General features: G+C 63.9%; 26 protein-coding genes. 4 read left to right on the top strand and 22 right to left on the bottom strand.

The window, feature by feature from the left end; genetic code table 11:
* Nucleotides 1-19: 19 nt before the first annotated feature.
* Nucleotides 20-376, bottom strand: a complete 357-nt coding sequence (locus tag ASD12_RS12380) for a YciI family protein (RefSeq protein WP_056585813.1) — start codon at nucleotides 374-376, stop codon at nucleotides 20-22.
* Entirely contained in the window at nucleotides 373-600 is a 228-nt protein-coding gene (locus ASD12_RS12375) for a hypothetical protein (RefSeq protein ID WP_056585811.1), read from the bottom strand. Before ASD12_RS12375 ends, ASD12_RS12380 begins: the two co-directional genes overlap by 4 nt.
* A gap of 237 nt (nucleotides 601-837) precedes the next feature.
* Here ASD12_RS12375 and ASD12_RS12370 point away from each other — a divergent pair, with 237 nt between their 5' ends.
* Nucleotides 838-1,263 (top strand): OsmC family protein, encoded by a 426-nt coding sequence (locus ASD12_RS12370; RefSeq protein WP_056585810.1) that lies wholly within the window; start codon nucleotides 838-840, stop codon nucleotides 1,261-1,263.
* 106 nt (nucleotides 1,264-1,369) lie between these two features.
* Here ASD12_RS12370 and ASD12_RS12365 read toward each other — a convergent pair whose 3' ends face one another.
* The 9 genes from ASD12_RS12365 to ASD12_RS12325 form a co-directional block, all read right to left on the bottom strand.
* Nucleotides 1,370-1,999, bottom strand: coding sequence for a DUF480 domain-containing protein (locus tag ASD12_RS12365; protein WP_056585807.1), 630 nt, complete (start codon nucleotides 1,997-1,999; stop codon nucleotides 1,370-1,372).
* Complete coding sequence (locus tag ASD12_RS12360) at nucleotides 1,996-2,811, bottom strand: nucleotidyltransferase domain-containing protein (protein ID WP_056585805.1); 816 nt, start codon at nucleotides 2,809-2,811, stop codon at nucleotides 1,996-1,998. The genes ASD12_RS12365 and ASD12_RS12360 overlap by 4 nt, the downstream gene beginning before the upstream one ends.
* Before the next feature lie 66 nt (nucleotides 2,812-2,877).
* Nucleotides 2,878-3,312, bottom strand: coding sequence for a DUF983 domain-containing protein (locus tag ASD12_RS12355; RefSeq protein WP_056585803.1), 435 nt, complete (start codon nucleotides 3,310-3,312; stop codon nucleotides 2,878-2,880).
* A 158-nt stretch (nucleotides 3,313-3,470) separates the two neighbouring features.
* On the bottom strand, nucleotides 3,471-4,862 hold the full coding sequence (locus tag ASD12_RS12350; protein ID WP_056585801.1) for a PLP-dependent aminotransferase family protein: 1,392 nt from the start codon (nucleotides 4,860-4,862) through the stop codon (nucleotides 3,471-3,473).
* A 241-nt stretch (nucleotides 4,863-5,103) separates the two neighbouring features.
* The gene (locus ASD12_RS12345) at nucleotides 5,104-5,883 is read right to left on the bottom strand and encodes a succinate dehydrogenase iron-sulfur subunit (protein ID WP_056585799.1); all 780 of its coding nucleotides are present in this window, start codon (nucleotides 5,881-5,883) and stop codon (nucleotides 5,104-5,106) included.
* Between the two features lie 9 nt (nucleotides 5,884-5,892).
* Nucleotides 5,893-7,728, bottom strand: coding sequence for a succinate dehydrogenase flavoprotein subunit (gene sdhA, locus ASD12_RS12340; RefSeq protein ID WP_056585797.1), 1,836 nt, complete (start codon nucleotides 7,726-7,728; stop codon nucleotides 5,893-5,895).
* Nucleotide 7,729: 1 nt separating this feature from the next.
* Nucleotides 7,730-8,125 (bottom strand): succinate dehydrogenase, hydrophobic membrane anchor protein, encoded by a 396-nt coding sequence (sdhD, locus tag ASD12_RS12335; RefSeq protein WP_056585795.1) that lies wholly within the window; start codon nucleotides 8,123-8,125, stop codon nucleotides 7,730-7,732.
* A 2-nt stretch (nucleotides 8,126-8,127) separates the two neighbouring features.
* The gene (gene sdhC / locus ASD12_RS12330; protein WP_056585792.1) at nucleotides 8,128-8,547 is read right to left on the bottom strand and encodes a succinate dehydrogenase, cytochrome b556 subunit; all 420 of its coding nucleotides are present in this window, start codon (nucleotides 8,545-8,547) and stop codon (nucleotides 8,128-8,130) included.
* Between the two features lie 246 nt (nucleotides 8,548-8,793).
* Nucleotides 8,794-9,219, bottom strand: a complete 426-nt coding sequence (locus tag ASD12_RS12325) for a hypothetical protein (RefSeq protein ID WP_056585790.1) — start codon at nucleotides 9,217-9,219, stop codon at nucleotides 8,794-8,796.
* A gap of 260 nt (nucleotides 9,220-9,479) precedes the next feature.
* Between ASD12_RS12325 and ASD12_RS12320 the strand changes: the two genes are divergently transcribed.
* Entirely contained in the window at nucleotides 9,480-9,842 is a 363-nt protein-coding gene (locus tag ASD12_RS12320) for a hypothetical protein (protein ID WP_056585788.1), read from the top strand.
* Here ASD12_RS12320 and ASD12_RS12315 read toward each other — a convergent pair.
* From ASD12_RS12315 to rplS, 9 genes are all read right to left on the bottom strand, one after another.
* A complete protein-coding gene (locus ASD12_RS12315; RefSeq protein WP_056585787.1) occupies nucleotides 9,826-11,034 on the bottom strand; it encodes a GGDEF domain-containing protein in 1,209 nt (402 codons plus the stop codon). The genes ASD12_RS12320 and ASD12_RS12315 overlap by 17 nt on opposite strands.
* A gap of 76 nt (nucleotides 11,035-11,110) precedes the next feature.
* The gene (locus ASD12_RS12310; RefSeq protein WP_056585785.1) at nucleotides 11,111-12,307 is read right to left on the bottom strand and encodes a GGDEF domain-containing protein; all 1,197 of its coding nucleotides are present in this window, start codon (nucleotides 12,305-12,307) and stop codon (nucleotides 11,111-11,113) included.
* Between the two features lie 161 nt (nucleotides 12,308-12,468).
* Nucleotides 12,469-13,878, bottom strand: coding sequence for a 3-isopropylmalate dehydratase large subunit (leuC, locus tag ASD12_RS12305; RefSeq protein WP_056585783.1), 1,410 nt, complete (start codon nucleotides 13,876-13,878; stop codon nucleotides 12,469-12,471).
* Between the two features lie 270 nt (nucleotides 13,879-14,148).
* Nucleotides 14,149-14,784 (bottom strand): class I SAM-dependent methyltransferase, encoded by a 636-nt coding sequence (locus ASD12_RS12300; RefSeq protein WP_056585778.1) that lies wholly within the window; start codon nucleotides 14,782-14,784, stop codon nucleotides 14,149-14,151.
* A gap of 53 nt (nucleotides 14,785-14,837) precedes the next feature.
* Nucleotides 14,838-15,650: an amino acid ABC transporter permease gene (locus tag ASD12_RS12295; RefSeq protein WP_056585776.1), complete on the bottom strand. Its 813-nt coding sequence runs from the start codon at nucleotides 15,648-15,650 to the stop codon at nucleotides 14,838-14,840.
* Nucleotides 15,651-15,769: 119 nt separating this feature from the next.
* A complete protein-coding gene (locus ASD12_RS12290) occupies nucleotides 15,770-16,567 on the bottom strand; it encodes a transporter substrate-binding domain-containing protein (RefSeq protein WP_056585774.1) in 798 nt (265 codons plus the stop codon).
* Between the two features lie 176 nt (nucleotides 16,568-16,743).
* On the bottom strand, nucleotides 16,744-17,244 hold the full coding sequence (locus tag ASD12_RS12285) for a MarR family transcriptional regulator (protein ID WP_056585772.1): 501 nt from the start codon (nucleotides 17,242-17,244) through the stop codon (nucleotides 16,744-16,746).
* Nucleotides 17,241-17,675, bottom strand: a complete 435-nt coding sequence (locus ASD12_RS12280) for an organic hydroperoxide resistance protein (RefSeq protein ID WP_056585771.1) — start codon at nucleotides 17,673-17,675, stop codon at nucleotides 17,241-17,243. Before ASD12_RS12280 ends, ASD12_RS12285 begins: the two co-directional genes overlap by 4 nt.
* Before the next feature lie 139 nt (nucleotides 17,676-17,814).
* Complete coding sequence (gene rplS, locus ASD12_RS12275; protein ID WP_056585769.1) at nucleotides 17,815-18,363, bottom strand: 50S ribosomal protein L19; 549 nt, start codon at nucleotides 18,361-18,363, stop codon at nucleotides 17,815-17,817.
* Between the two features lie 328 nt (nucleotides 18,364-18,691).
* Between rplS and ASD12_RS12270 the strand changes: the two genes are divergently transcribed.
* Nucleotides 18,692-19,444 carry a sulfite exporter TauE/SafE family protein gene (locus ASD12_RS12270; protein WP_056585766.1) on the top strand — a complete coding sequence of 251 codons (753 nt, stop codon included), beginning with the start codon at nucleotides 18,692-18,694 and terminating at the stop codon, nucleotides 19,442-19,444.
* On the opposite strand, the gene trmD is transcribed toward ASD12_RS12270, so the two are convergent.
* The gene (trmD, locus tag ASD12_RS12265) at nucleotides 19,426-20,127 is read right to left on the bottom strand and encodes a tRNA (guanosine(37)-N1)-methyltransferase TrmD (RefSeq protein WP_056585764.1); all 702 of its coding nucleotides are present in this window, start codon (nucleotides 20,125-20,127) and stop codon (nucleotides 19,426-19,428) included. The two genes, ASD12_RS12270 and trmD, sit on opposite strands and share 19 nt — an antisense overlap.
* Complete coding sequence (rimM, locus tag ASD12_RS12260; protein ID WP_056585762.1) at nucleotides 20,124-20,723, bottom strand: ribosome maturation factor RimM; 600 nt, start codon at nucleotides 20,721-20,723, stop codon at nucleotides 20,124-20,126. Before rimM ends, trmD begins: the two co-directional genes overlap by 4 nt.
* Before the next feature lie 129 nt (nucleotides 20,724-20,852).
* Between rimM and ASD12_RS12255 the strand changes: the two genes are divergently transcribed.
* A complete protein-coding gene (locus ASD12_RS12255; protein ID WP_056585760.1) occupies nucleotides 20,853-21,791 on the top strand; it encodes a tyrosine recombinase XerC in 939 nt (312 codons plus the stop codon).
* Nucleotides 21,792-21,816 lie beyond the last annotated feature (25 nt).

The raw sequence follows: 21,816 nt of genomic DNA, 5'->3' as shown, positions 1-21,816 counted from the left end.
CCGCAACGCGTGGCAGGCTCTATGACCCCGGTATGTCGTAGATGGCCCGGACCTCGATCGTGCCGAGTTCGGCCAGCGGAATATCGGCGGCAATATCCAGCGCCTCTTCGAGATTCTTTGCCTCGATCATGACGAACCCAAGCAGTTGCTCCTTTGTTTCGGCGAAGGGGCCGTCGATGACCAGCCGCTTGCCCTTGCGCCGCCGCACGGTCTTGGCTGTCGTCACCGATTGCAGCGCCTGCGCGACGATCAGCAGGCCCCTCTCCTCCAGCGATCGGTCGTAGGCCAGCGAATCGGCGTCGAGCTTGGCCGCCCCCGCCGGGGTCAGCGCGTGAAGATCCTTTTCCTCGCCATAGACCAGACAGACATATTTCATTTCCAGCTCCCTTGCTGCGACGACCCATACGATGCGGTGACGAGGGTGTCAGCGTTGTCCTTTACCGCGGCTGCATGGTCGAGAAGGCATGCCGCGATGCCGATAATGGCAACCGCCGCCAGCAGCCGCCCAAAGCCGGACGCCGGCGGATGCAGCCAGAAGTCTTCTCGCCGCCCGGCCTTGCAGCCTGCGCCTTTCCACAGTGCGAAAAACAGATTGTCCATGTGAATCTCCATTCGGCCACAAACCCGTGGCCGCCCGCAGGACGGGCGAGGGGAACTAAAGTCGACATTTTTGCATCGGCATTTTCAGAAAAAATTTGAACCCCATCGCCGACACCGTGCTGTGGTTCAAAGTGCGCAGTGGCCTTCGCGCCCGAGCGCGCTATAGTTGACCGGAAGCCAGGCTCAGCCCGACAACAAGTCACCACAACCCCAGCCACGACAACCAAGGAGAAATTCATGGACCGCACCGCAAACGCCGTCTGGAAAGGCAATCTGAAAGAGGGCAAGGGCACGCTCGACACCCAGAGCGGAACCCTGAAGGGCACGCCCTATTCGTTCAAGGCGCGCTTCGAGGACGAGAGCGGCAAATCCGGCACCAACCCGGAAGAGCTGATCGCAGCCGCGCATGCCGGCTGCTATGCCATGCAGCTGTCGCATTTCCTGGCCGAAAACGGCACGCCCGCCACCGAGCTCGACGCCAAGGCGGTGGTGACGCTGGTTCCCGGCACCGGCATCACCGGCAGCGCCATCACACTGGTTGGCAAGGTGCCTGGCATCGACGAGGCAAAATTCAAGGAACTGGCGGATAAAGCCAAGGCCGAATGTCCGGTTTCGAAGGCACTTGGCGCGATCAAGGTGTCGCTCGACGCCAGGCTTGGCTGAACCGAAACGGGTGAGCTGAGTAACGAACGCCGGCCCGAACGCCGGCGTTTTCATTTCGGATAGCAGGGACCCTGGGCGATAACGCGTTGAATGACCGCTGACGGCGTCAGCCGCCCAGCGCGTCAAGCCGGGCGCGCAGTGCAGCGACTTCCTGCTCCAGCGCCTCCAATCTCGCTTCGAGGTCGGATTGAGGCATGGCTGGCGCACTGCGTTGCGCCGACAGAGCCGCAACGTCGACAGCTCCGGCGAGGAGGTGCACGTAGCGGTCCTCGCGCTGCCCCGGGCCGCGCGGAATTTCCTGGATCAGCGGTGGTCGGCGGCCGATGAGCATATCGAGTTCGGCGCGCAGGTCTTCGATCGACGAAAACCGCGCCATGCGCTCGGCCCGTGCCAGAAGCTCATGCGCCGTCTGCGGCCCGCGCAACAGGAGCAGACCGAGCAAGGCGGTCTGCGGCGTGGTCAGCGAGAAACGCTGCGCCATCTGGTGCTCGTAGCGCTCGACACGCGAACCGAACATCTGCCGCACCAACCCCTTTTGTTCGAGCAGCTTCAGCCCCCGGTGCACCTCGACCTGTTCCAGCGCCATCACCGGCTCGCGCGCCGTCTTCTGGTTGGCGGCGGCCAGTGCTGCATTGAGCGTCAGCGGATAGACATCCGGCGTCAGCTCCTTCTTCTCGATCAGGCAGCCGAGTACGCGTGCCTCGACAGGGGAAAGGACGGGTAGGTCATCGCTCATTGACGCTCAGCCTCCTGGCGGTAGAACTCTGTTGCGAGCGCATTGGCGCGCGCCTGGCGAACCTTATCGCGCACCACGCCGGCAAGGTTCATCTGGTGATGGCCATAGCGCGCTTCGAGATAGTGCGCGATTGCGGTCGGGATGAGACCGGACCCCATCTCCCGCGTCCGGCTTTTCCGCTCGATCAGGTGACGGATTTCCGTGCTTGCCGGCGCGGGAATCTCGGTCTGATCGAGACATTCGCCAAGGTTCATCGGCGGCAGGCCGGTGAACTCGCGCTGCTCCATCCAGTCGAGTGCCACCAGCGGGCGGATCAGGTAGAACAGCTTCTTCAGCTTCACCTCGCCGGAGAAACTGCCGATCTTGGCGACATGCGAGCGCGCGAGCCCAAGATAGTCATGCGTCACCTTTGCCGGATCGACGATTTGAGCCAGAACGTCGAGAAGGCGCCCGCGAAACCCGGCGACTTCCTCATAGACGATTGGTGACTTTGCCCATTCCACGATGACGGCATTGCCGCCGAGCGCCAGGCGCAGGGCTTTGCGTAGATCCCAACCGCCAGCGTCGATCTCGCCTTCGATCGGAAACTCGATTACGTCGCGCGCCTGCTCCAGCACGAGATGGTCCGCAACAGGCCTGACATAGACAAAGCGGCAGTCGTAGTCGCTGTCGGGGGACGGGAAACCCCAGGCGCGGCTGCCGCTTTCGATGGCGAACAGGATCGTCACCCCGTGGGTCCGCGCCAGATCGAGTCGCGTCCGGATTGCCGCGACGGCCTCAGGCGAAAAATCAGCAGGCAGGGGCCATTCCATCCAGTGCCTATAGCCGTGGCTGGACCAGCCGTTCAACCCTCATCTTGGCGGCCGCGGCGACATTCGTCACTGCCTGTCGTCGCTTGGCAAACCGGCTGTCACGGCGGATGCCGACGGGATCAGAGGCGTCACCATCCGGCCTTCCTCCGCCTTGTAGAAATACTGGCTGGCCACCAGCCATCCCTTCAGCGGCCGCAATGGCGGGATGCACGTCAGCAGCATGAACGGCAAGGTCGTGACGAGATGCATCCAGTAGGGCGCTTCGAAGCGCACCTCGATCCAGAGTGCCAGCACCACGCTCGGCACGCATGCAAAGCAGATCACGAAGAAAGCCGGACCGTCGGCCGGATCGGCGAAGGAATAATCGAGGCCGCAGACTTCGCAGCCCTTGCGCAGCTTCAGGAAGCCTTCGAACAGATGTCCTTCGCCACAGCGCGGACAACGCCCCCTTATGCCCGTTTCAATCGGCGAGAGGGGAGCCCATTCACGATCCGGAGTCATCTTGACCAGTCCTTGTCTGTGACGCCCAGGGAACGCTACGGGGGTCGCGCCCGGCTGTCTGCGTGTGATGGCGCAGTCTGCTCATCTCCACGCGCGTCATTGATTGCACAATGTATGCGATATGAATACATACATTGTCAAGAGCAATCCCTACAAGATCAAACCACCATCGACGATACGGAAGGCGACTGCGACAGGAGATCCGCGACGATGCACAGGCTGTCGCGCAGATCGTCGCGGTTCGCGGCCGCGCCGAGACCCAGGCGGACGGCCTCGGGAGGCGACGTGAAGGCGAAGGCATCGCTTGCCACCGCGCCGATGCCGGCCGAGCGCAGCCGAGCGGTGAATTCGCCTCGCGTCCAGGGTCCGGCCAGCCGCAGCCAGGCATGGAAACCCTGCGGATCGGCTTGGCAGGAGCCGGGTGGCAAGATGGCCGTGGCGATGGCCTGCCGGCGGCGCGACTCCTCGCGGATCGCGGCAAGAACCGCATCGGCGGTTCCGTCCTCGATCCAGCGGGTCGCGATGGCGGCCGTCAGCGGCGAGGCCATGGAAGCGGTCGCCCTTATGGCGCCCGCCACCCTGGCGGCCGAGCGGCCGTCCGGAAGCACGAGATAGGCGATCCGCAACGCAGGGGACAGGCATTTCGCCAGCCCCGCGACATGGTAGACGAGGTCCGGCGCGAGGGCGGCCAGCGGCGGCACCGGGGCGGTCGGCAAGGCTCCATAGGCATCGTCCTCGATGATCGGCACCTGATGGCGGCGGGCAATCCCGATCAAGGCCTCGCGACGGTCGAGGGGCAAGGTCGCAGTCGTCGGATTGTGCAGGGTCGGCGTGCAATAGAGCGCTTTTGGCTTGTATTCCCTGCAGGCGGATTCGAATCCCTCGGGAACAAGTCCATGCTCGTCGATTGGAACCCCGACGAGATTGATCCTGAGATGCGCGGCTAGCGACCGGAAACCGGGGTAGGTCAGGGCTTCGGTGCAGATCGTCTCCCCGGGCCCGGCCAGCACGCCGGCGAGCGCCAGCAGCGCTCCCTGCGCTCCGGGGCAGACCAGAAGCCGCTCCGCCGGAATGACCCCAAGCCTCGGCGAAAGCCAGCGCGCGCCGGCGGCCCGGTCGCGCCCGGTTCCACCGGCCTCCTGGTAGCGCAGGAGCAGGTCCAGCCCGTCATCCGCCCGCAGATCGGCAATTCCGTCCCACATCCGTGCGACCAGCACGGCATCCTCGAAGCGGGGCGGCAGGTTCATGCTCATGTCGACAAGGCCGGTCGAAACATTTCGTCCTTCGGCCGGTCGTCGTGCTCGGACATAGGTGCCCTGCCCGACCCGTCCATCGATCAGCCCGCGCTTGCGCGCCTCGGCATAGGCGCGGCTGACCGTTGTGAAATCGATGCCGAGCGCATCCGCGAGCGTGCGCTGCGGCGGCAGCCTGAACCCTCCGGCCAGCCGGCCCGAGACGATGTCGGCCGACAGGGCGTCGGCAATGGCGAGATAGACCGGTCCGTCGCTTTTGCGGATGACCGGCGTCCATGAAGCCTGATTGTCGTCCATCGTCTTCGCCCCCCCGCTATCCAGATGTATGGATATTGTATGTCGCGGTAGCCAAATGCAAGGGGCTCGGTAGCGGGCTTACGGCGGAACATCGCCAGAGGTTGAACTATCCGCGCTTGCCGATATGCCAGCCCCGTTCTGAAGCGCGCAAAAGCAGCGAACTTAGACGTGCCGTTGGGCCATCATCTTCTTCATGTCGGCAGCCGTGTCGTCGAAGGCGCAAAAGAAAAAACGAGTGCCGTCAGACGCGCCGCTCCACCATCATCTTCTTGATCTCGGCGATCGCCTTGGCCGGGTTGAGGCCCTTGGGGCAGGTCTGCGTGCAGTTCATGATGGTGTGGCAGCGATAGAGCCGGAACGGGTCTTCGAGATTGTCGAGCCGCTCGCCCTTGGCCTCATCGCGGCTATCGATCAGCCAGCGATAGGCCTGCAGCAGCGTTGCAGGGCCGAGATAGCGGTCGCCGTTCCACCAGTAGCTTGGGCACGAGGTCGAGCAGCAGGCGCATAATATGCATTCGTAGAGCCCGTCGAGCTTCTCGCGGTCCTCATGGCTTTGCAGCCATTCCTTGGCCGGCTCCGGCGACACCGTCTTCAGCCATGGCTGGATCGAGGCATGCTGGGCGTAGAAATTGGTGAGGTCGGGCACCAGGTCCTTGACCACCTGCATATGCGGCAGCGGGTAGACCTTGACGGCGCCGGAAATGTCGTCGCAGCCCTTGGTGCAGGCGAGGGTGTTGGAACCGTCGATGTTCATGGCGCAGGAGCCGCAAATGCCTTCGCGGCAGGAGCGCCGCAAGGTCAGCGTCGGGTCGATCTTGTTCTTGATCCAAAGCAGCGCGTCGAGCACCATCGGCCCGCAATCGTCCATGTCGACGAAATAGGTGTCGATGCGCGGGTTCTCGTCGTCGTCCGGCGACCAGCGGTAGATGCGATACTCGCGCAGATTGGTGGCGCCTTCCGGCTTTGGCCAGGTCTTTCCGGCCTTGATCTGCGAGTTCTTGGGGAGCGTGAGTTCAACCATGTTTGATCCTCAATACACCCTGGCCTTCGGCGCGATCTTGGCGAGGCTGATGCCGCCGTCCTTTTCCGCCAGCTGCGGCTCGGTGTGCACCGGCCGATAGGAGAGCGTCACCTTGCCGTCTTCGCTGAGCCGCGCCAGCGTGTGCTTGCGCCAGTTGGCGTCGTCGCGGGCGGAAAAATCTTCCCGCGCGTGCGCGCCACGGCTCTCCTTGCGCGCCGCCGCGCCATAGACCGTGGTGATGGCGTTGGCCATCAGGTTTTCCAACTCCAGCGTCTCGACCAGGTCGGAGTTCCAGATCATCGAGCGGTCGAACACTTTTATGTCCTTGAGCTCGCCCCAGATCTGCGAAATGCGCTTGCAGCCACTGTCCAGCGATTCCTGCGTACGGAACACCGCCGCATCTTCCTGCATAGCCTTCTGCATCTTCTCACGCAGCACCGCCGTCGGCGTCGAGCCGTTGGCGTGGCGCAGCCGGTCGAAGCGGTCCATGATCTTTTCGACCGAGGCCTCGTTGGGCGAAGGGATCGCCGAACTGCGGTCGATCACCTGGCCGGCCCGGATCGCCGCCGCGCGGCCGAACACCACCAGATCGATCAGCGAATTCGAGCCGAGCCGGTTGGCGCCGTGCACGGAGGCGCAGCCGGCTTCGCCGACCGCCATCAGTCCGGGCGATACCCTGTCCGGGCTTCGCGCCGTCGGGTTGAGCACCTCGCCCCAGTAATTGGTCGGCACGCCGCCCATATTGTAGTGCACCGTCGGCAGCACCGGGATCGGCTCCTTGGTCAGGTCGACGCCGGCAAAGATCTTGGCCGATTCCGAAATGCCCGGCAGCCGCTCATGCAGGACGGCCGGATCGAGGTGGTCGAGATGCAGGAAGATGTGGTCCTTCTTCGGGCCGACGCCGCGGCCCTCGCGGATTTCCAGCGTCATGCAACGCGAAACGACGTCGCGCGAGGCAAGGTCCTTGGCCGACGGCGCGTAGCGCTCCATGAAGCGCTCACCCTCCGAATTGACGAGATAGCCGCCCTCGCCGCGCGCGCCCTCGGTGATCAGGCAGCCGGCGCCATAGATGCCGGTCGGGTGGAACTGCACGAACTCCATGTCCTGAAGGGGGAACCCCGCCCGCGCGGCCATGCCGCCGCCGTCGCCGGTGCAGGTATGCGCCGAAGTGGCCGAGAAATAGGTCCGGCCATAGCCGCCCGTCGCCAGCACCACCATCTTGGCCGAGAAGCGGTGGATGGTGCCGTCGTCGAGATTCCAGGCGACGACGCCGGTGCAAGTGCCGTCCGGCTCCATGATCAGGTCAAGCGCGAAATACTCGATGAAGAACTGCGCATTGTGCTTCAGCGACTGGCCGTAGAGCGTGTGCAGCATGGCATGGCCGGTGCGGTCGGCGGCGGCGCATGTGCGCTGCACGGGCGGGCCTTCACCGAAATTCATCATCATGCCGCCGAACGGCCGTTGATAGATCTTGCCCTCTTCGGTGCGCGAGAACGGCACGCCGTAATGTTCGAGTTCATAAACCGCGGCGGGTGCCTGCTGGACCATGTATTCCTGCGCGTCGATGTCGCCCAGCCAGTCCGAACCCTTGACTGTATCGAAGAGATGCCATTGCCAATTGTCGGGACCCATATTGGCAAGCGAAGCGGCAATGCCACCTTGCGCCGCCACGGTGTGCGAGCGGGTCGGGAACACCTTGGTGATGCAGGCGGTGCGCAGGCCCTGTTCGGCCATGCCGAGCGTGGCGCGCAGGCCGGCGCCGCCGGCGCCGACGACCACGACGTCGAACTTGTGGTCGACAAAGGTATAGCCCGCCGTGTTGGCTTGTTTTGCGTCCTTGGCCAACTCAGCCTCCGAATGTCAGCTTGAGCAGGGCGAAGATCGAGGCGACGCCGACCGCTATGGTGAAAAATGTGTTGAGCGCTATCAGCGCCAGCTTCATGCCCTCGCCATGCACGTAATCCTCGATGATCACCTGCATGCCGAGCCGCATATGGGTGAGCCCGGAGACGAGCACCAGGGCCATCACCAGCGCAACGAACGGATTGGCAAGGGCTGCCCGCACATGCTCATAACCGGCGCCGTTGAGCGCGATCAGGAAACCGACGAAGAACAGCGTCAGCGGGATGTTGGCGATCGCGGTCAGGCGCTGGCGCCAGAAATGTCCGGTGCCCTCGCGGGCCGAACCCAGGCCGCGAACCTTCGCCAGCGGCGTGCGCATGTCGGAGTTGTTGCCGCTCATGATCAGGCCCCCCGCGCCATATAGCCGGCGATCCAGATCAGCAATGTGAGCAGGATCGAGCCAACCAGCGTCGCCCAGGCGATCTTCGAGGCCGTGTGCTTCTCGAGGCCGGCGCCGGTATCCCAGACCAGATGGCGCACGCCACCCAGCATGTGATGCATCAGCGCCCAGGTGTAGCCGAACAGGATCAACCGGCCGAGCCAGGTGCCGAAGGCCCAGTTGACCCAGTCGAAGGTCGCCTGTGAGCTTGCCGCCGCCATCAGCCACAGAGCGACCAGCAGCGTGCCGAAATACAGCGCGCCGCCTGTGATGCGATGGATGATCGACATCGTCATCGTGATCGGCGGCCGGTACACGCTCAGATGCGGCGAAAGCGGCCGTTCACGTCTGGCAAATTCGCGGGTGGCTGGTGATTTGCTCATGGCTCCCCCAGTTCGGCGTCTCTGGAGCCTCAGGTGGAAATGCGGCATTGCCGCTTCCGGTTGCGACTTCGGACAGCCGGTTTCTAATGCTCTTTTTGCACCGCGTCAAAGCCAGAAAACCGTTTTGAAAACGTAATTTAGTCTGACTAAAAGGCGGGCTCGGGCTTCAATCGATTAGGGACTCATGGCCCGAAGCCGGCTCGACGTCGCTGCAGTGCAGCATGTTTAGCCGTATTGAGATTGGCGTTAGCGTTTGCAGGTCTGCGGCGTCGACCCCTTCTTCATCACCAGCGCCTCGCGTCCGTCGATCACGATTGCGTCATGCGTGACCGCCTGGTAGCGGCTGCTCTGGTTGGCCGGCGACGCCGCAAACTCCTCGGTCGCGCCGTCGGACCCGACCACACGCAACGACCTGCCGAGATTTTGGATGGTAATCATACCGTTATTGCCGCATCTGTAGGTGGCCGTGCCTATGCCCAATCGCGGCGCAGTAAGGTCGGTGATGATCTTGGTTGCATCTGCCGGCGCCGCCGCGGCTGTGATGGACCGCCGAGCCGGCGCAGGCGAGACGACGGTATTGGCCGCCTCCGGCGCGCTGCCCTGTGGCACACAGGCAGCAACGATAACGAGCAACGGGAAAACGGACACCCAAATCGGCCGGCGTAGCGCCATATGCTGTCCTCCCGCGCGGCAAGTCAGCCGCGATGCTTTGCCAAGATCAAGGTCATCCCGACGTCGAGACGGATACGGCGCGATGGTGCGGTCAAGCATGGCCGAATGATGGCCACCGGGTTTTCCATCCAGTCGGATATTAATGGATATTAACCATGTTTACCGAGACATCGCCGCGAAGCACGTCAGCCTCTTAACAAAGATTAAGAAAACGTTAATTTCCGATTCGAGGAGGCTTTCCTCAAGACACGGAGGACGCCATGCGTTCGAATTCGGGCAGATCGCGCCTTGCGGCGCTCATAGTGGCGGCTTCGGTCGTTGGCCTGGCAGCGCCAGCGGTCGCCGGCGCGCGGCATCAGGATCGCGTCTACGCCGATTCCTTTGGCAATCTCGTCATCGACAGCGCCGCCGGCTACAAGCGCATCCTCGTCGGCGAAGGCAGGCTGGCCAAGCAACTGTCCGACTACACCAGCGCCGGCCAGCCCAAGGTGATCTACGAGAACGAGGCCGACGAGATATCGGGATACGGCGATTGCTACCGGCCGCCCGTGCTGGTGAAGGGCCGCTCCTATATGTACGGTCTCTCCGACGGCGAGATGCCCGAACTCAGCCCCTGCCGCTAGCTTCCATTCCGGCTGACGACCAGTTGCCGGCCGGCCCGGCGGAGACGCGCACGCAATCGCGCCCGGCATTCTTGGCCTGATAGAGCGCCTGGTCGGCGCGCCGCATCAGATCGGCAAAGTCTTCGCTCGGATGAAGTTCGGCGACGCCGAAGCTCGCGGTGCAGCGGTTGCCCGCCGGCAATCCGTCGATTGGCAGCGCGCCGAAAGCGCTACGCGTGCCCTCCGCGAACAGCCGCGCGGCGGCAAGGTTGGTTCCCGGCAGGATGATGGCGAACTCCTCGCCGCCGATGCGGCCGGCGACATGATGCCCGGTGGCGGCTTCGCGCAGGAAGCCTGCAAAAGTTTCGATCACCCGGTCGCCGGACGCATGGCCAAAACTGTCGTTGACGCTCTTGAAATGATCGAGGTCAGCGATGACCAGCGCGACTGGCACGCCTTGCCGCATCGCGCCAAGCACCGCCAGCTCGGCATGGCGGGTGAAGCCGCCGCGGTTGAGCAGGCGCGAAAGCGTGTCCATCTCCGATTTCGACGTTACTTCGGCGAGCACGTCGCGAACCAGGATGGCCAGCATCAGCAGCGCCAGCGCCAGCGCAAAGACAGTGCCGAGCGACTGCGACACCAGCGCGTAGTTGCTTTGCAGATAGGCCTGCGGATTGGCGCCCCAGCCGCCAAGCGCATGCGCGATGAACGGCTTGGAGGCAAACTGCAGGCCGCTGGCCGCCAGCACTGCCATCAGGATGCGGTCAAGACGGGCGAGCCTTTGCCTAGATGACCAGACGATGGCCAGCCCGACGAACTGCATGACGGCATAGGGAAGCTGGTAGGCCATCATGCGGACCAGCGACTGGCGCGGCAGATCCTGCACGAAATACACAGCGACAGTGGTGACGACCAGGAACAACAGCATCGGCTTCCAGGGCGGTGCCACGCCGTATTTACGGGCAAGCCCGCCATTGAATGCAATGGTGGCGCCAAGGAAGACCGCGAAGGCGGCAACGACCGGGAGCCGCGCGTCGGTGAAAGCGGGAATGCTGAATTCGATGGCCGAATAGGCCATGCCCAGCAGATAGCCAAATCCCAGCCAGCGCGCCGGCGCGCGGCCGACATCGTGGAAAGCGACCGCCATGAAGGATGCCGCCAGCAGGCCGGCGACCGACAAATTGATCAACAGGATGAAGTTGGCACCGCTCATATTCTTCCCGCACCCACGCTGACAGCTAAGCATCGACGGGCGAAGAAGACGTTAACGCCGTCCCGACCCGATCGGATCAGCCGGTCTTGAGCGGCTCCGGCACGAACGCCGTTTCCGGCCGCTCATAGGACAGGCGCACGCTGTCGCGGCCGTTCTTCTTGGCTTTGTAGAGCGCGTCGTCGGCACGGCGCATCAGCGGCTCCAGGGCCTCGTCGCCGCTGCGAGCCGCCACGCCGAAGCTGGCTGTCACCTTCGTCCCGGCGGGAAGCCCGTCGACATGGCCGGCCGAATAGAGCGTGCGCACCGCCTCGGCAAACAGCCGCGCGGCGGCGAGATCGCTGAGCGGCAGCAGCACGGCGAACTCCTCGCCGCCGATGCGCCCGGCAACACCGCGCGCGCCGGCCGCCGACCGAAGCTTCGCGGCGAAGTCGGCGATCACGCGATCGCCCGCCGCATGCCCGTGCACATCGTTGAGCGCCTTGAAATGATCGAGGTCCGCCAGCACCAGCGCGACCGGGAACCGGGCCGAGGCGCAGTGCCGCAGCAGCAGCATGCCGCGCTCCTCGAAGCCACGCCGGTTGAGCAGGCCCGACAGCGGGTCGGTATAGGTCTCGGTCTTCAACGCTTTCATCACGTCGAGTGCCGCGGCGGAGAACAGGCACAGCGCGATGAGCAGCGACAGCAATGCCTGCGAGAGAAGCGCTGTCGTCCAGTAGGACGAGCCATAGAAGCCGTCATAGCTGGTGAAGGGTCCGTGCGCGATGACGACGACCAAAGTGCGTACGAAGAAATTCAAGCCCGACAGCAGCGACAGCACGAACAGGATTTTCTCGGTCGGACCGTTGTTGCGCACCGGGCGCAGTTCGGCAGCGACCAGAACGCTGATGCCGCCGAAAGCGAAATTCATCGCCAGGATGCGCCAGGTGAGATCCGGCGCGACGAACAGGAACCAGCACAACGACGCCAGGCCGCCGCCCCCGAGCACGCCGATCCCCATATAGGGCACCTTGCGGCCATAGCGGTGGACGATGGCGCTGGACAGGCAGCAGCCGGCGATGGTGAAGCAGATGTTCGACGCCAGCTTGGTCAGCTGCATGCCGATCGGCAAGGTGAAATACTGCAGCAGGAAGCCGATTGCCGAGAGACTGTAGCTGATCGCCAGCACGGCCAGATAGGGGCGGTGGCGTTGATAGGACCATAGCACGAGGAACGCGGCGCCGAGCGCCAACGCGATCGTCGGGTTGAGCAGCGCTATGAGCAGACCCGTATCCAAACGACTGTAATTTCCCCGCTTACGTCAGGGAAGACCTTAGAGCGCAAGCGCAAACAAGCGGTTAAGCGAAAGCGAATATGTCGACGAACCGGATGAAAAAGGCCCCGGAGCCGCAAAGCGGTCCGGGGCCTGGCATGTGTTCGAAGCTCGGCGCTCCAGAGTTACTTCCACTCGCGGATGTCGACGAAATGCCCGGCGATCGCCGCAGCCGCCGCCATCGCTGGCGACACCAGATGGGTGCGGCCCTTGAAACCTTGGCGTCCCTCGAAATTGCGGTTCGAGGTCGAGGCGCAGCGCTCATGTGGCTTCAGCCGGTCATCGTTCATGGCCAGGCACATCGAACAGCCCGGCTCGCGCCAGTCGAAGCCGGCGGCGACAAAGATCTTGTCGAGGCCTTCGGCTTCGGCCTGTTCCTTGACCAGGCCGGAGCCCGGCACGATCATCGCATCGACATGCGGGCTGACCGTCTTGCCTTCGACCACCTTGGCGACGGCGCGCAGATCCTCGATACGGCCATTGGTGCAGGAACCGATGAAGACGCGGTCGAGCGTGATGTCGGTGATCTTGGTGCCCGGCGTCAGCCCCATATAGTCGAGCGCGCGCTGCTTGGAGGTACGCTTGTTTTCGTCAGTGATGTCTTCCGGGTTCGGCACGATGCCTTGCACCGACACGACGTCCTCGGGCGAGGAACCCCAGGAGACGATCGGCGGCAGCTTGGCCGCGTCGAGCACGATCACCTTGTCGAAATGCGCGCCCTCGTCGGACTGCAGCGTCTTCCAGTATTCGAGTGCCGCATCCCAGGCCGCACCCTTCGGGGCGCGCGGCTTGTCCTTGACATAGGCGAATGTCGTCTCGTCCGCGGCGATCAGCCCGGCACGCGCGCCGCCCTCGATCGACATGTTGCAGATCGTCATGCGGCCTTCCATCGACAGCGCACGGATCGCCTCGCCGGCATATTCGATGACATAGCCGGTACCGCCGGCGGTGCCGATCTCGCCGATGATGGCCAGGATGATGTCCTTGGCGGTAACGCCTTCCGGCAACTGGCCGTCGACACGCACCAGCATGTTCTTGGCCTTGCGCTGGATCAGCGTCTGCGTCGCCAGCACATGCTCGACCTCGGACGTGCCGATGCCATGCGCCAGTGCGCCGAAAGCGCCATGGGTCGAGGTGTGGCTGTCGCCGCAGACGATGGTCATGCCGGGCAGGGTAAAGCCCTGCTCCGGACCGATGATATGAACGATGCCCTGGCGGATATCGTTCTCGGAATAATATTCGACGCCGAAATCCTTGGCGTTCTTGGCCAACGCCTCGACCTGGATGCGGCTTTCCTCGTTCTTGATGCCGAACTTGCGCTCGGGCGAGGTCGAAACATTGTGATCGACCACGGCCAGCGTCTTTTCCGGATGCCGGACCTTGCGGCCGGTCATGCGCAGGCCTTCGAAGGCCTGCGGGCTGGTCACTTCATGGACGAGGTGACGGTCGATGTAGAGCAGGCAGGTGCCGTCGTCCTGGCGGTCGACGACATGGTCGTCGAAAATCTTGTCGTAGAGGGTGCGCGGTGCGCTCATGTGCGTAAATCCGTCGATATGAGAATGGGAAAGAGCAGACGCCTGACTTTCGGCCCGGCGAAACGACCTGGACAGGTCGGCCTAGGATAGTCGGCTGGTCAACGCGCCGGACACGCGCGCGGAGAAGCGCGACGGCAGGCGTTTCCTGTCCTGCAGCACGAACCCCTTGTAGGCCGGATCGCCAAAAAGCTCTTCCATGGCGTGGCTCATACCAATGTTTTGGCTTGCCGGCAATTGCGGCGTGTCTTAGCAGAATCCAAGCCTCTCTACTCAGATCACTTCAAACACAAACGTCTTCACCAGCGCATCTGGCTCCGCGATCGCATAGCAGCGGAACCAGGGACTCTCCTCGACCGGTCGCCATCTCTCCGCTTGCGCCAGATCGTCGAACACGGCCTGAAAGCCGCCGCTTTCGAACACCTGGTCCCGCACGGTAAAGATGGCATGGCCGCCCTTGCGGGTTATGCGCACCAGTTCGTGCAGGCCGGAGGCCGGCGCATGGCTGATGGTGAACACGCCGGTCGAGAAGAAAGCGCGGAAATGACCATCCGACCATGGCAGATTCCTGCCGAGCATCGCCTGTTTCAACTCGCTATAGGCATTGCGGCTGCCGGCGATCTTCAGCATGTCGTCCGAGAGATCGAGCCCGGCAATGTCGCGGTAGCCGAGCGCCTTCAGCGACGGACCCGACAGGCCGGTGCCGCAGCCGGCATCGAGCAAGGGGCCATCGCCCGCCGGCACATGGCGCGCTACCCAGGCGGTGATCAGGAACGGCAGGAGATAACCGAGCGAGGCGGTCTCGCTGTCGTAGGTCGCGGCCCATGCCGCATAGGCCTCTTCAAGCGCTTCCGGCGTGTCGGCCGTATAGACGGAATCCAGCGCTGCATTGGCTTTGTCGACGATCATGGGACCTCCTTCACGAGAATACCGAGGATCGTAGCGCTGTCTTCGCCGAAAAACTATTCCTCGTGCTGACGGCGCAGCCGCCGTTCCAGCGCCCGCAAGGCCAGGGACAGGCCTACCGTCAGGATCAGATAGACATAGGCGACGATCGAATAGGTCTCGAAGAAGCGGAACGAGCCGGCGGCATAGACCTTGCCCATCTGGGTGATGTCGGCGACGCCGAGCACCGAGACCAGCGAGGAATCCTTGACCAAAGCGACGAAATCGTTCCCGAGCGGCGGCAGGATGGTACGGATCGCTTGCGGGAACACGATCAGCCGGAAGCGCTGTGCCCGGCTGAGCCCCAGTGCCTTCGCCGCTTCGATCTGGCCTTTCTCCACCGCCTGGATGCCGGCTCGAAACACCTCCGAGATGAAGGCTGAATAGCCGATGGTCAGCGCCATGATGGCGCGCCACAACAGCGACACGTCGCGCACCAGCAGCTCGCCGAACAGGCCGGCGCTTTGCAGCGGCGCGGTCAGCGCGTTCCAGGCCGCGACGAAGGCCGGTGCCCCGGCAAAGGCGATCCAGAACAGCAGCACAAGGATCGGCACGCCGCGGATGATCTCGACATAGAAGCGCGCGATCTGGCGCATGAAGCGCGAACCGGACATTCCCATCAGCGCGATGCCGAGCCCGATGGCCGACGCCAGCACAAAGGCGATCACGGTGACGAAGATGGTGATACCGATGCCCTTGGCGACGGTGGCGAACACCTGGGCATAGAGGTTGCTGGTGGCCACGAAGACGGCCACCGCAATCGCGATGGTTACGGCAACGACAAGCCACCAGGGGAAGTCGGCCTTGGAGGAAGAGGCAGGCGTTGCCATCAGGCGAGGCCGGCCAAGCAGATGTCGGAGCGTTCCAAGGCGGCAGGACAGAGGGGGGTGTGCGAGCGCAGGGTCAGCGCAAATTCCTGTCCGTCACGCAACCCTCGCGACAAGACGAACTACTGCCCCATCTTGTAGTCAAGAAACCACTTCTTGTTGAGCGCATCGAGCGTTCCATCCGCCTTGAGCGCGGCGATCGCCGCGTTGACCGGCTTCACCAAGTCCGAACCCTTCGGGAAGATGAAGCCAAAATCCTCTGTGCCGAGCGGTCCGCCGATCAGCTTCAGCTTGCCCTCGGAGGCGTCGACATAGCCCTTGCCGGCGGTGCCGTCGGTCAGCACGACATCGACGTCGCCGGATTTCAGCGCCTGCACCGTCGCGCCGAAGGTCTCGAAGAGTTTGATGCGCGGGTTCTGCTCATTGCCGTCGAGCACGCTGTAGACGGCGGTATAGAATGGCGTGGTGCCGGCCTGCGCGCCGATCAGTCCGTCCTTGAAGGCGCCGAAGGTCTTGGCATCGGTGAAGCGGCTTTCATCGCCACGCACCAGCATGAACTGTTCCGAGCGCATATAGGGGTCGGAGAAATCGACCTTCTCCTTGCGGTCGTCCTTGATGGTGATGCCGGTCATGCCGATGTTGTACTGGTTGTCGGAAACCGCCTGGATCATCGCGTCCCAGGAGGTGTTCTGGTACTCGACGGTGAAATTCAGCCGCTTGGCGATCTCATTCATCGCATCATATTCCCAGCCGATCTGCTTGCCGGTCTTGGCGTCGATGAACTGCAGCGGCGGATAGGCGTTTTCGGTCACCACCACCACCTTCTTGCCGCCGAGGTCGGGCAAAGCCTGCGCGAAGGCGGCAACGGGTGCCAAGACGAGGGCAAGCAGGCCTGCCAGAAGCAGTTTCGATTTGGTCATGACACACTCCCCGGAAAATTGAAGGACCCGGGCATGGCCGGGCTTGCAGGAAAATCCGGCGCCGACTTTAGCTTTCCGCAAGCGTCATGCAAGACGGTCCGCTGCGTCAGCGCATGCGAAAACGGATTCCTGTGCCGCCAATTCCGGGATTCCAGGACGATCCTTGCGATCCGCCGTCAATCTCGGTCCGGCGCCGCGGCGCTGGCTTCACGCAAGCCATCGATCAGCCGGGTCAAGGTGTGATGCAGGGATTTCAACTCGTCGCCATCGAGCGGCGAGTGGCAGCGCATCGCGGCCGACACCGCCTTGGCGCCCTCGCGTAGCGCCCGGCCCTGCTGTGTCGGTTCGACCAGCACCCGGCGTTCGTCGGCGGCGTCACGCCGGCGCGTCACCAGGCCATTGCCTTCCAGGCGCTTCAGCAATGGCGTCAGCGTTGCCGAATCGAGCCCCAGCGCATCGCCGAGTTCGCCGACGGTGCGCGGCGCATGCTCCCACAGCGCCAGCATGGTCAGATATTGCGGATAGGTCAGGCCGAGCGGCTCGAGCAGCGGTCGATAGAGCCGTGTCATCAGCCCGCTTGCCGAATAGAGCGCGAAGCACAGATGCTGGTCGAGCTTCGGTATCCCGGCGAAACCCGCCGGGACGTCGATGACATCGCTTGTCTGCTTCGTGGTCATGCTGCCTTTGCCGGAAGTGCCCTGGCCGATAGCGTCACTTCGATGTTGCCCTTGATGGCGTTGGAATAGGGGCAAATCTGGTGCGCCGCCGATAAAAGCGCTTCCGTCGCCGCCTGATCAAGACCTTTCGTTTCTGCCGCCAGGGAAACGCCAAGCACAAATCCGCCCTGCGCAATGCTGTGCAGGCTGACATTGGCCGTCACCGAAGCATCCTGCAGCGGCAGTTTCTGCTTGCCGGCGATGAAACGCATGGCGCTTTCGAAACAGGCGGCATAACCGGCGGCGAACAGCTGCTCGGGATTGGTGGCGCCACCCTTGCCGCCCAGTTCCTTCGGCATGGCAAGGTCGAGGCTGAGCAGGCCATCATCACTCTGGACATGGCCGGCGCGGCCGCCGACGGCGCGGGCTTGGGTGGAATACAATGCAGGCATCTCGCTTCTCCATTTAAATCGTTCACGATTTTTTAGTACACGATGCAAATCGAGTCAATTCAGATTTCCTTCCCAAGCCTTTTCCGGAAACGAAAAAAGGCGGCCGAAGCCGCCTTTTTGAACATGCTGGTCGAAAACCTTATTCGGCGGTGGCTGCTTCCGCTGCCTTGGCGGCTTCGGCTGCCTCGGCGGCGGCCTTCTTCTCGGCGGCGTCCTGGGCGGCCTTCTCGGCGGCCAGAGCCTCGGCGGCTGCCACCTTCTCGGCCTCGATGCGGGCCTTCTCGGCGTTCAGCGCATCGCGCTCCTCGTCGTTCAGCTTGCGGGCGCGCACGCCGGTGTTTTCCGAAATACGGGCCGACTTGCCGCGACGATCGCGCAGATAGTAGAGCTTGGCGCGGCGCACCTTGCCGCGGCGAACGATCTCGACGCCTTCGACCATCGGCGAATAGACCGGGAACACGCGCTCGACGCCTTCGCCGTAGGAAATCTTGCGAACGGTGAAGTTCTCCTGGAAGCCGGCGCCGGCGCGGGCGATGACGACGCCCTCATAAGCCTGGACGCGGGTGCGGGTGCCTTCGGTCACGCGGACCATGACGCGCACGGTGTCGCCGGGCTGGAATTCAGGAAGCTTGCGCTTGGCTTCGATCTTGGCGGCCTGTTCGGCCTCGAGCTGACGGAGGATATCCATCTCAAAAATCCACTTCTTGTTCTTCCGACAGTCAGAGCGTCCGACACTCGCCTTGCAGTTCCAATGACCGCTCGACTATGCCCTTTGTCTCTGAGACATTTGTCTTTGAAACATCGGGCAGGGGCGACTACACCGTCATTGTTGACGGGTCCGGCAGATTCTTTCTGGCCGGTACGGGCGGGCACATACAGCTATTTCGCCGCTTTGTCACGCCTTGGCCGCGCATTTTCTGCTTGCATGGCACCATCGTAATCCTGCCGTGCCGGGTTGCGTCGGTCCTGCAGGCTTCCTAAGCCTGATATAACACAGTTTTGAGCGGCCACATCCCATGTCTGTCTTCGATGCCATCCTGCTGTTTCTGGCGGGCTTTCTGTCAGGCGCCGCCAATGCGGTCGCCGGTGGCGGTACCTTCATCACCTTCGGCGCCATGACGCTGGTCGGCCTGCCGCCGATCGTCGCCAACGCCACCTCCTCGGTGACGCAATTTCCAGGCTACATAACCTCGACGCTCGCCTACTCGGCCGACATCAGGCATTTCTGGCGCGGCGCGCTGCTGCTGTGCCTGATCTCGGCGGCAGGCGCGCTGGCCGGTGCGCTGATCCTGCTGGCGCTCGACAATCCGTCGTTTCGCGCCCTGGTGCCGTGGCTGTTGCTGGCCGCGACAGCGCTGTTTGCCGCCGGCCCCTGGCTGAAGCCGGCGCCAAAACCGGGACACGAAGCTTCCGTCGGCTCACTCGCCGGTTCGCTCGCGCAGTTCGTCACCGCCATCTATGGCGGCTTCTTCGGTGCCGGCATGGGGGTGATGATGCTGGCGACGCTCGGCCTCACGCAAGCCGGCGACTACCACCGGCTGAACGCTTTGAAGAACATGCTGGCCATGGTCATCGCCGCTGTCGCGATCGTCGTCTTCGTCTCGGGTGGCGTCGTCGCCTGGCCACAGGCGATCATCATGATCCCGGGCGGCGCGCTGGGCGGCTATGCCGGCGTCTGGATCGCCAAGCGCGTGCCGCAAAACGCGGTGCGCGGCTTTGTCGTTGCCGTCGGCCTGTTCCTCGCCTTCTACTATTTTGCCAAGGGCTGAGCAGCGGCTAGCAGGTCCGGACGCCTCTCGGCTGTCAGTCTTTCTGACTCCGCCCGCCGCCATGCAGCGATCTTCTTGTGATTGCCGGAAATCAGCACCTCGGGAATCTCGCGCCCCTCGAATTCCTGCGGCCGCGTATAGTGCGGATGTTCGAGCAGGCCGTTTTCGAAACTCTCTTCCTCGCCCGACACCGCGTTGCCCATCACGCCGGGCAACAGCCGCACCACCGCGTCGAGCAGCACAAGCGCCGCCGGCTCACCACCTGAGAGGACGAAATCGCCGATGGAGACTTCCTCCAATCCCCGCGCCTCGATCACCCGCTGGTCGACGCCTTCGAAGCGGCCGCACAGGATGACAGCGCCCGGCCCGGCGGCCAGTTCCCGCACACGCGCCTGGGTCAGCGGTTTGCCGCGCGGGCTCATCAGCAGCCGAGGCCTCACATCGCCCTCCGGCGAAGCATGGTCTATGGCTTTCGCCAGAACATCGGCGCGCATCACCATACCGGCGCCGCCGCCGGCCGGCGTGTCGTCGACGGTGCGATGGCGGTCAGTGGCGAAGTCACGGATCTGGATCGCCTCCAGTGACCACGTGCCGGCCTCGAGCGCCCGCCCGGCCAACGACAGGCCGAGCGCGCCGGGAAACATTTCCGGGTAAAGCGTCAGCACCGAGGCCTTGAACGTCACCGGTTGCCCCCGGCATCGCTCGGTCCGCGCGGCCTGCCCTTCGGGTCGAAGTCTTCCTCGCGCGGGCCATCGCCGTCCTCGTCTTCGACCAGCCCGGCCGCCGCCGGGTCGACACGTACGAAGCCTTCGGCGATCGACACTTGTGGCACCGCGGCCTGTGTGAACGGGATCAGCACGCCCTTGCGCCCACCCAATGTCACGTCGAGAATGTCGCCGCCGCCGAAATTGTGCACCGCGACGACCTTGCCGAGCGCAGCACCCGTGTCGTCCCGGACTTCGAGACCGACGAGGTCGGCATGATAGAATTCATCCTCCTCGCCGTCGTCCGGCAGCATCGAACGGTCGACGAACAGCTCCGTGCCGGCCAGCGCCTCGGCGGCGTTGCGGTCGGCAACGCCCTTGAAGCGGACCACGACGACGGTGTTGGCCGGCCTGATGTCGATGATCTGGAAGGCGCGGCCGTCCCTGGCGTAGAGCGGGCCGTAATCGGCCAGCGCCAGCGGCTCACCGGTGAAGGTCTTCACCCGCAATTCGCCCTTGATGCCATGGGCGGCGCCGATCACGGCCATCTGGACAGGGTTCTGGGGCTTGCTCATGGCGGGACATCCTTTGGCTTTGCTCTAACGCTCCCCGATTGTCATTTCAATGACGCGCTCTTCACCGCTTCCTAACCCGGCTGCCGGAAAATGGCCGGGCATGCAGGAAACGAAGATCGGAGGCACGCCATGCAGGAATTCCTCATCCCGGCCAAACCCGATCTGCAGGCGGCACGCGAAAGCTGGCTGAAGATGCTCGCCCGCGAGCGCCGGCTGTCGCCGGAAACCGTCGAGGCCTACGAGCGGGACACGCGCCAGTTCCTGCATTTCCTCACCGGCCATTGCGGCGGCTCGCCCGGCATTTCGGACATCGCCAATCTGCGCCCGGCCGACCTGCGCGGCTTCCTCGCGGCGCGGCGCAACGACGGTGCCGGCGCCCGCACGCTCGGCCGCGGCCTGGCCGGCATCCGCTCGCTGCTGCGTTTCCTCGAGCGGCGCGGCCTTGCCAATGCGGCGGGTGCGGCAGCCCTTCGCGCGCCGCGCCAGCCCAAATCGCTGCCCAAGCCGCTGACGGCGAGCGATGCAAAACATGTCGTTTCGATCGAGGGCCAACTGGCGGAAGAACCCTGGATCGCGGCCCGCAACGCCGCCGTGCTGACGCTGCTCTACGGATCGGGCCTGCGCATTTCCGAAGCACTTGGTCTGGCCGGCGCCGATCTGGCATCGGCGGCCGATACCGTGCTACGCGTCACCGGCAAGGGCGGCAAGACGCGGCTGGTGCCGGTGCTGCCAGTGGCGCTGCGGGCAATTGCCGAATACCGCCGGCTCTGCCCCTATCATCTCGAGCCGAAGGGCCTGTTGTTTCGTGGCGCGCGCGGCGGCCCGCTCAACCCGGCCATCGTCCAGCGCGACATGGCCAAGCTGCGCTCGGCGCTCAACCTGCCCGATACCGCGACGCCGCATGCGTTGCGCCATTCCTTCGCCACGCATCTGCTCGGCCGCGGCGGCGATTTGCGCACCATCCAGGAGCTGCTCGGCCATGCCAGCCTGTCGACGACCCAGATCTACACCGGCGTCGACACCGCGAGGCTGCTCGAAATCTACGAATCCGCCCATCCGCGGGCATGAAGCCTTCAATTTCGCAGTGCCGGTT

Source organism: Mesorhizobium sp. Root102, assembly GCF_001425625.1.
GTDB lineage: Bacteria > Pseudomonadota > Alphaproteobacteria > Rhizobiales > Rhizobiaceae > Mesorhizobium.
The sequence above is the reverse complement of the archived record's forward strand: the minus strand, read 5'-3'. Positions and strand labels throughout refer to the sequence as shown.

Excerpts from the sequence above, each read along its gene's own strand:
- ASD12_RS12320 (WP_056585788.1), top strand. The coding sequence starts at position 9,480 with ATGCGTTCGAATTCGGGCAGATCGCGCCTTGCGGCGCTCATAGTGGCG.
- ASD12_RS12365 (WP_056585807.1), bottom strand. The coding sequence starts at position 1,999 with ATGAGCGATGACCTACCCGTCCTTTCCCCTGTCGAGGCACGCGTACTC.
- ASD12_RS12315 (WP_056585787.1), bottom strand. The coding sequence starts at position 11,034 with ATGAGCGGTGCCAACTTCATCCTGTTGATCAATTTGTCGGTCGCCGGC.
- ASD12_RS12280 (WP_056585771.1), bottom strand. The coding sequence starts at position 17,675 with ATGCCTGCATTGTATTCCACCCAAGCCCGCGCCGTCGGCGGCCGCGCC.
- ASD12_RS12270 (WP_056585766.1), top strand. The coding sequence starts at position 18,692 with ATGTCTGTCTTCGATGCCATCCTGCTGTTTCTGGCGGGCTTTCTGTCA.
- ASD12_RS12350 (WP_056585801.1), bottom strand. The coding sequence starts at position 4,862 with ATGGACGACAATCAGGCTTCATGGACGCCGGTCATCCGCAAAAGCGAC.
- ASD12_RS12290 (WP_056585774.1), bottom strand. The coding sequence starts at position 16,567 with ATGACCAAATCGAAACTGCTTCTGGCAGGCCTGCTTGCCCTCGTCTTG.
- ASD12_RS12360 (WP_056585805.1), bottom strand. The coding sequence starts at position 2,811 with ATGGAATGGCCCCTGCCTGCTGATTTTTCGCCTGAGGCCGTCGCGGCA.
- sdhD (WP_056585795.1), bottom strand. The coding sequence starts at position 8,125 with ATGAGCGGCAACAACTCCGACATGCGCACGCCGCTGGCGAAGGTTCGC.
- rimM (WP_056585762.1), bottom strand. The coding sequence starts at position 20,723 with ATGAGCAAGCCCCAGAACCCTGTCCAGATGGCCGTGATCGGCGCCGCC.
- ASD12_RS12300 (WP_056585778.1), bottom strand. The coding sequence starts at position 14,784 with ATGATCGTCGACAAAGCCAATGCAGCGCTGGATTCCGTCTATACGGCC.
- ASD12_RS12295 (WP_056585776.1), bottom strand. The coding sequence starts at position 15,650 with ATGGCAACGCCTGCCTCTTCCTCCAAGGCCGACTTCCCCTGGTGGCTT.
- ASD12_RS12380 (WP_056585813.1), bottom strand. The coding sequence starts at position 376 with ATGAAATATGTCTGTCTGGTCTATGGCGAGGAAAAGGATCTTCACGCG.
- ASD12_RS12375 (WP_056585811.1), bottom strand. The coding sequence starts at position 600 with ATGGACAATCTGTTTTTCGCACTGTGGAAAGGCGCAGGCTGCAAGGCC.
- ASD12_RS12355 (WP_056585803.1), bottom strand. The coding sequence starts at position 3,312 with ATGACTCCGGATCGTGAATGGGCTCCCCTCTCGCCGATTGAAACGGGC.
- ASD12_RS12370 (WP_056585810.1), top strand. The coding sequence starts at position 838 with ATGGACCGCACCGCAAACGCCGTCTGGAAAGGCAATCTGAAAGAGGGC.
- leuC (WP_056585783.1), bottom strand. The coding sequence starts at position 13,878 with ATGAGCGCACCGCGCACCCTCTACGACAAGATTTTCGACGACCATGTC.
- ASD12_RS12325 (WP_056585790.1), bottom strand. The coding sequence starts at position 9,219 with ATGGCGCTACGCCGGCCGATTTGGGTGTCCGTTTTCCCGTTGCTCGTT.
- ASD12_RS12285 (WP_056585772.1), bottom strand. The coding sequence starts at position 17,244 with ATGACCACGAAGCAGACAAGCGATGTCATCGACGTCCCGGCGGGTTTC.
- rplS (WP_056585769.1), bottom strand. The coding sequence starts at position 18,363 with ATGGATATCCTCCGTCAGCTCGAGGCCGAACAGGCCGCCAAGATCGAA.
- ASD12_RS12255 (WP_056585760.1), top strand. The coding sequence starts at position 20,853 with ATGCAGGAATTCCTCATCCCGGCCAAACCCGATCTGCAGGCGGCACGC.
- sdhC (WP_056585792.1), bottom strand. The coding sequence starts at position 8,547 with ATGAGCAAATCACCAGCCACCCGCGAATTTGCCAGACGTGAACGGCCG.
- ASD12_RS12345 (WP_056585799.1), bottom strand. The coding sequence starts at position 5,883 with ATGGTTGAACTCACGCTCCCCAAGAACTCGCAGATCAAGGCCGGAAAG.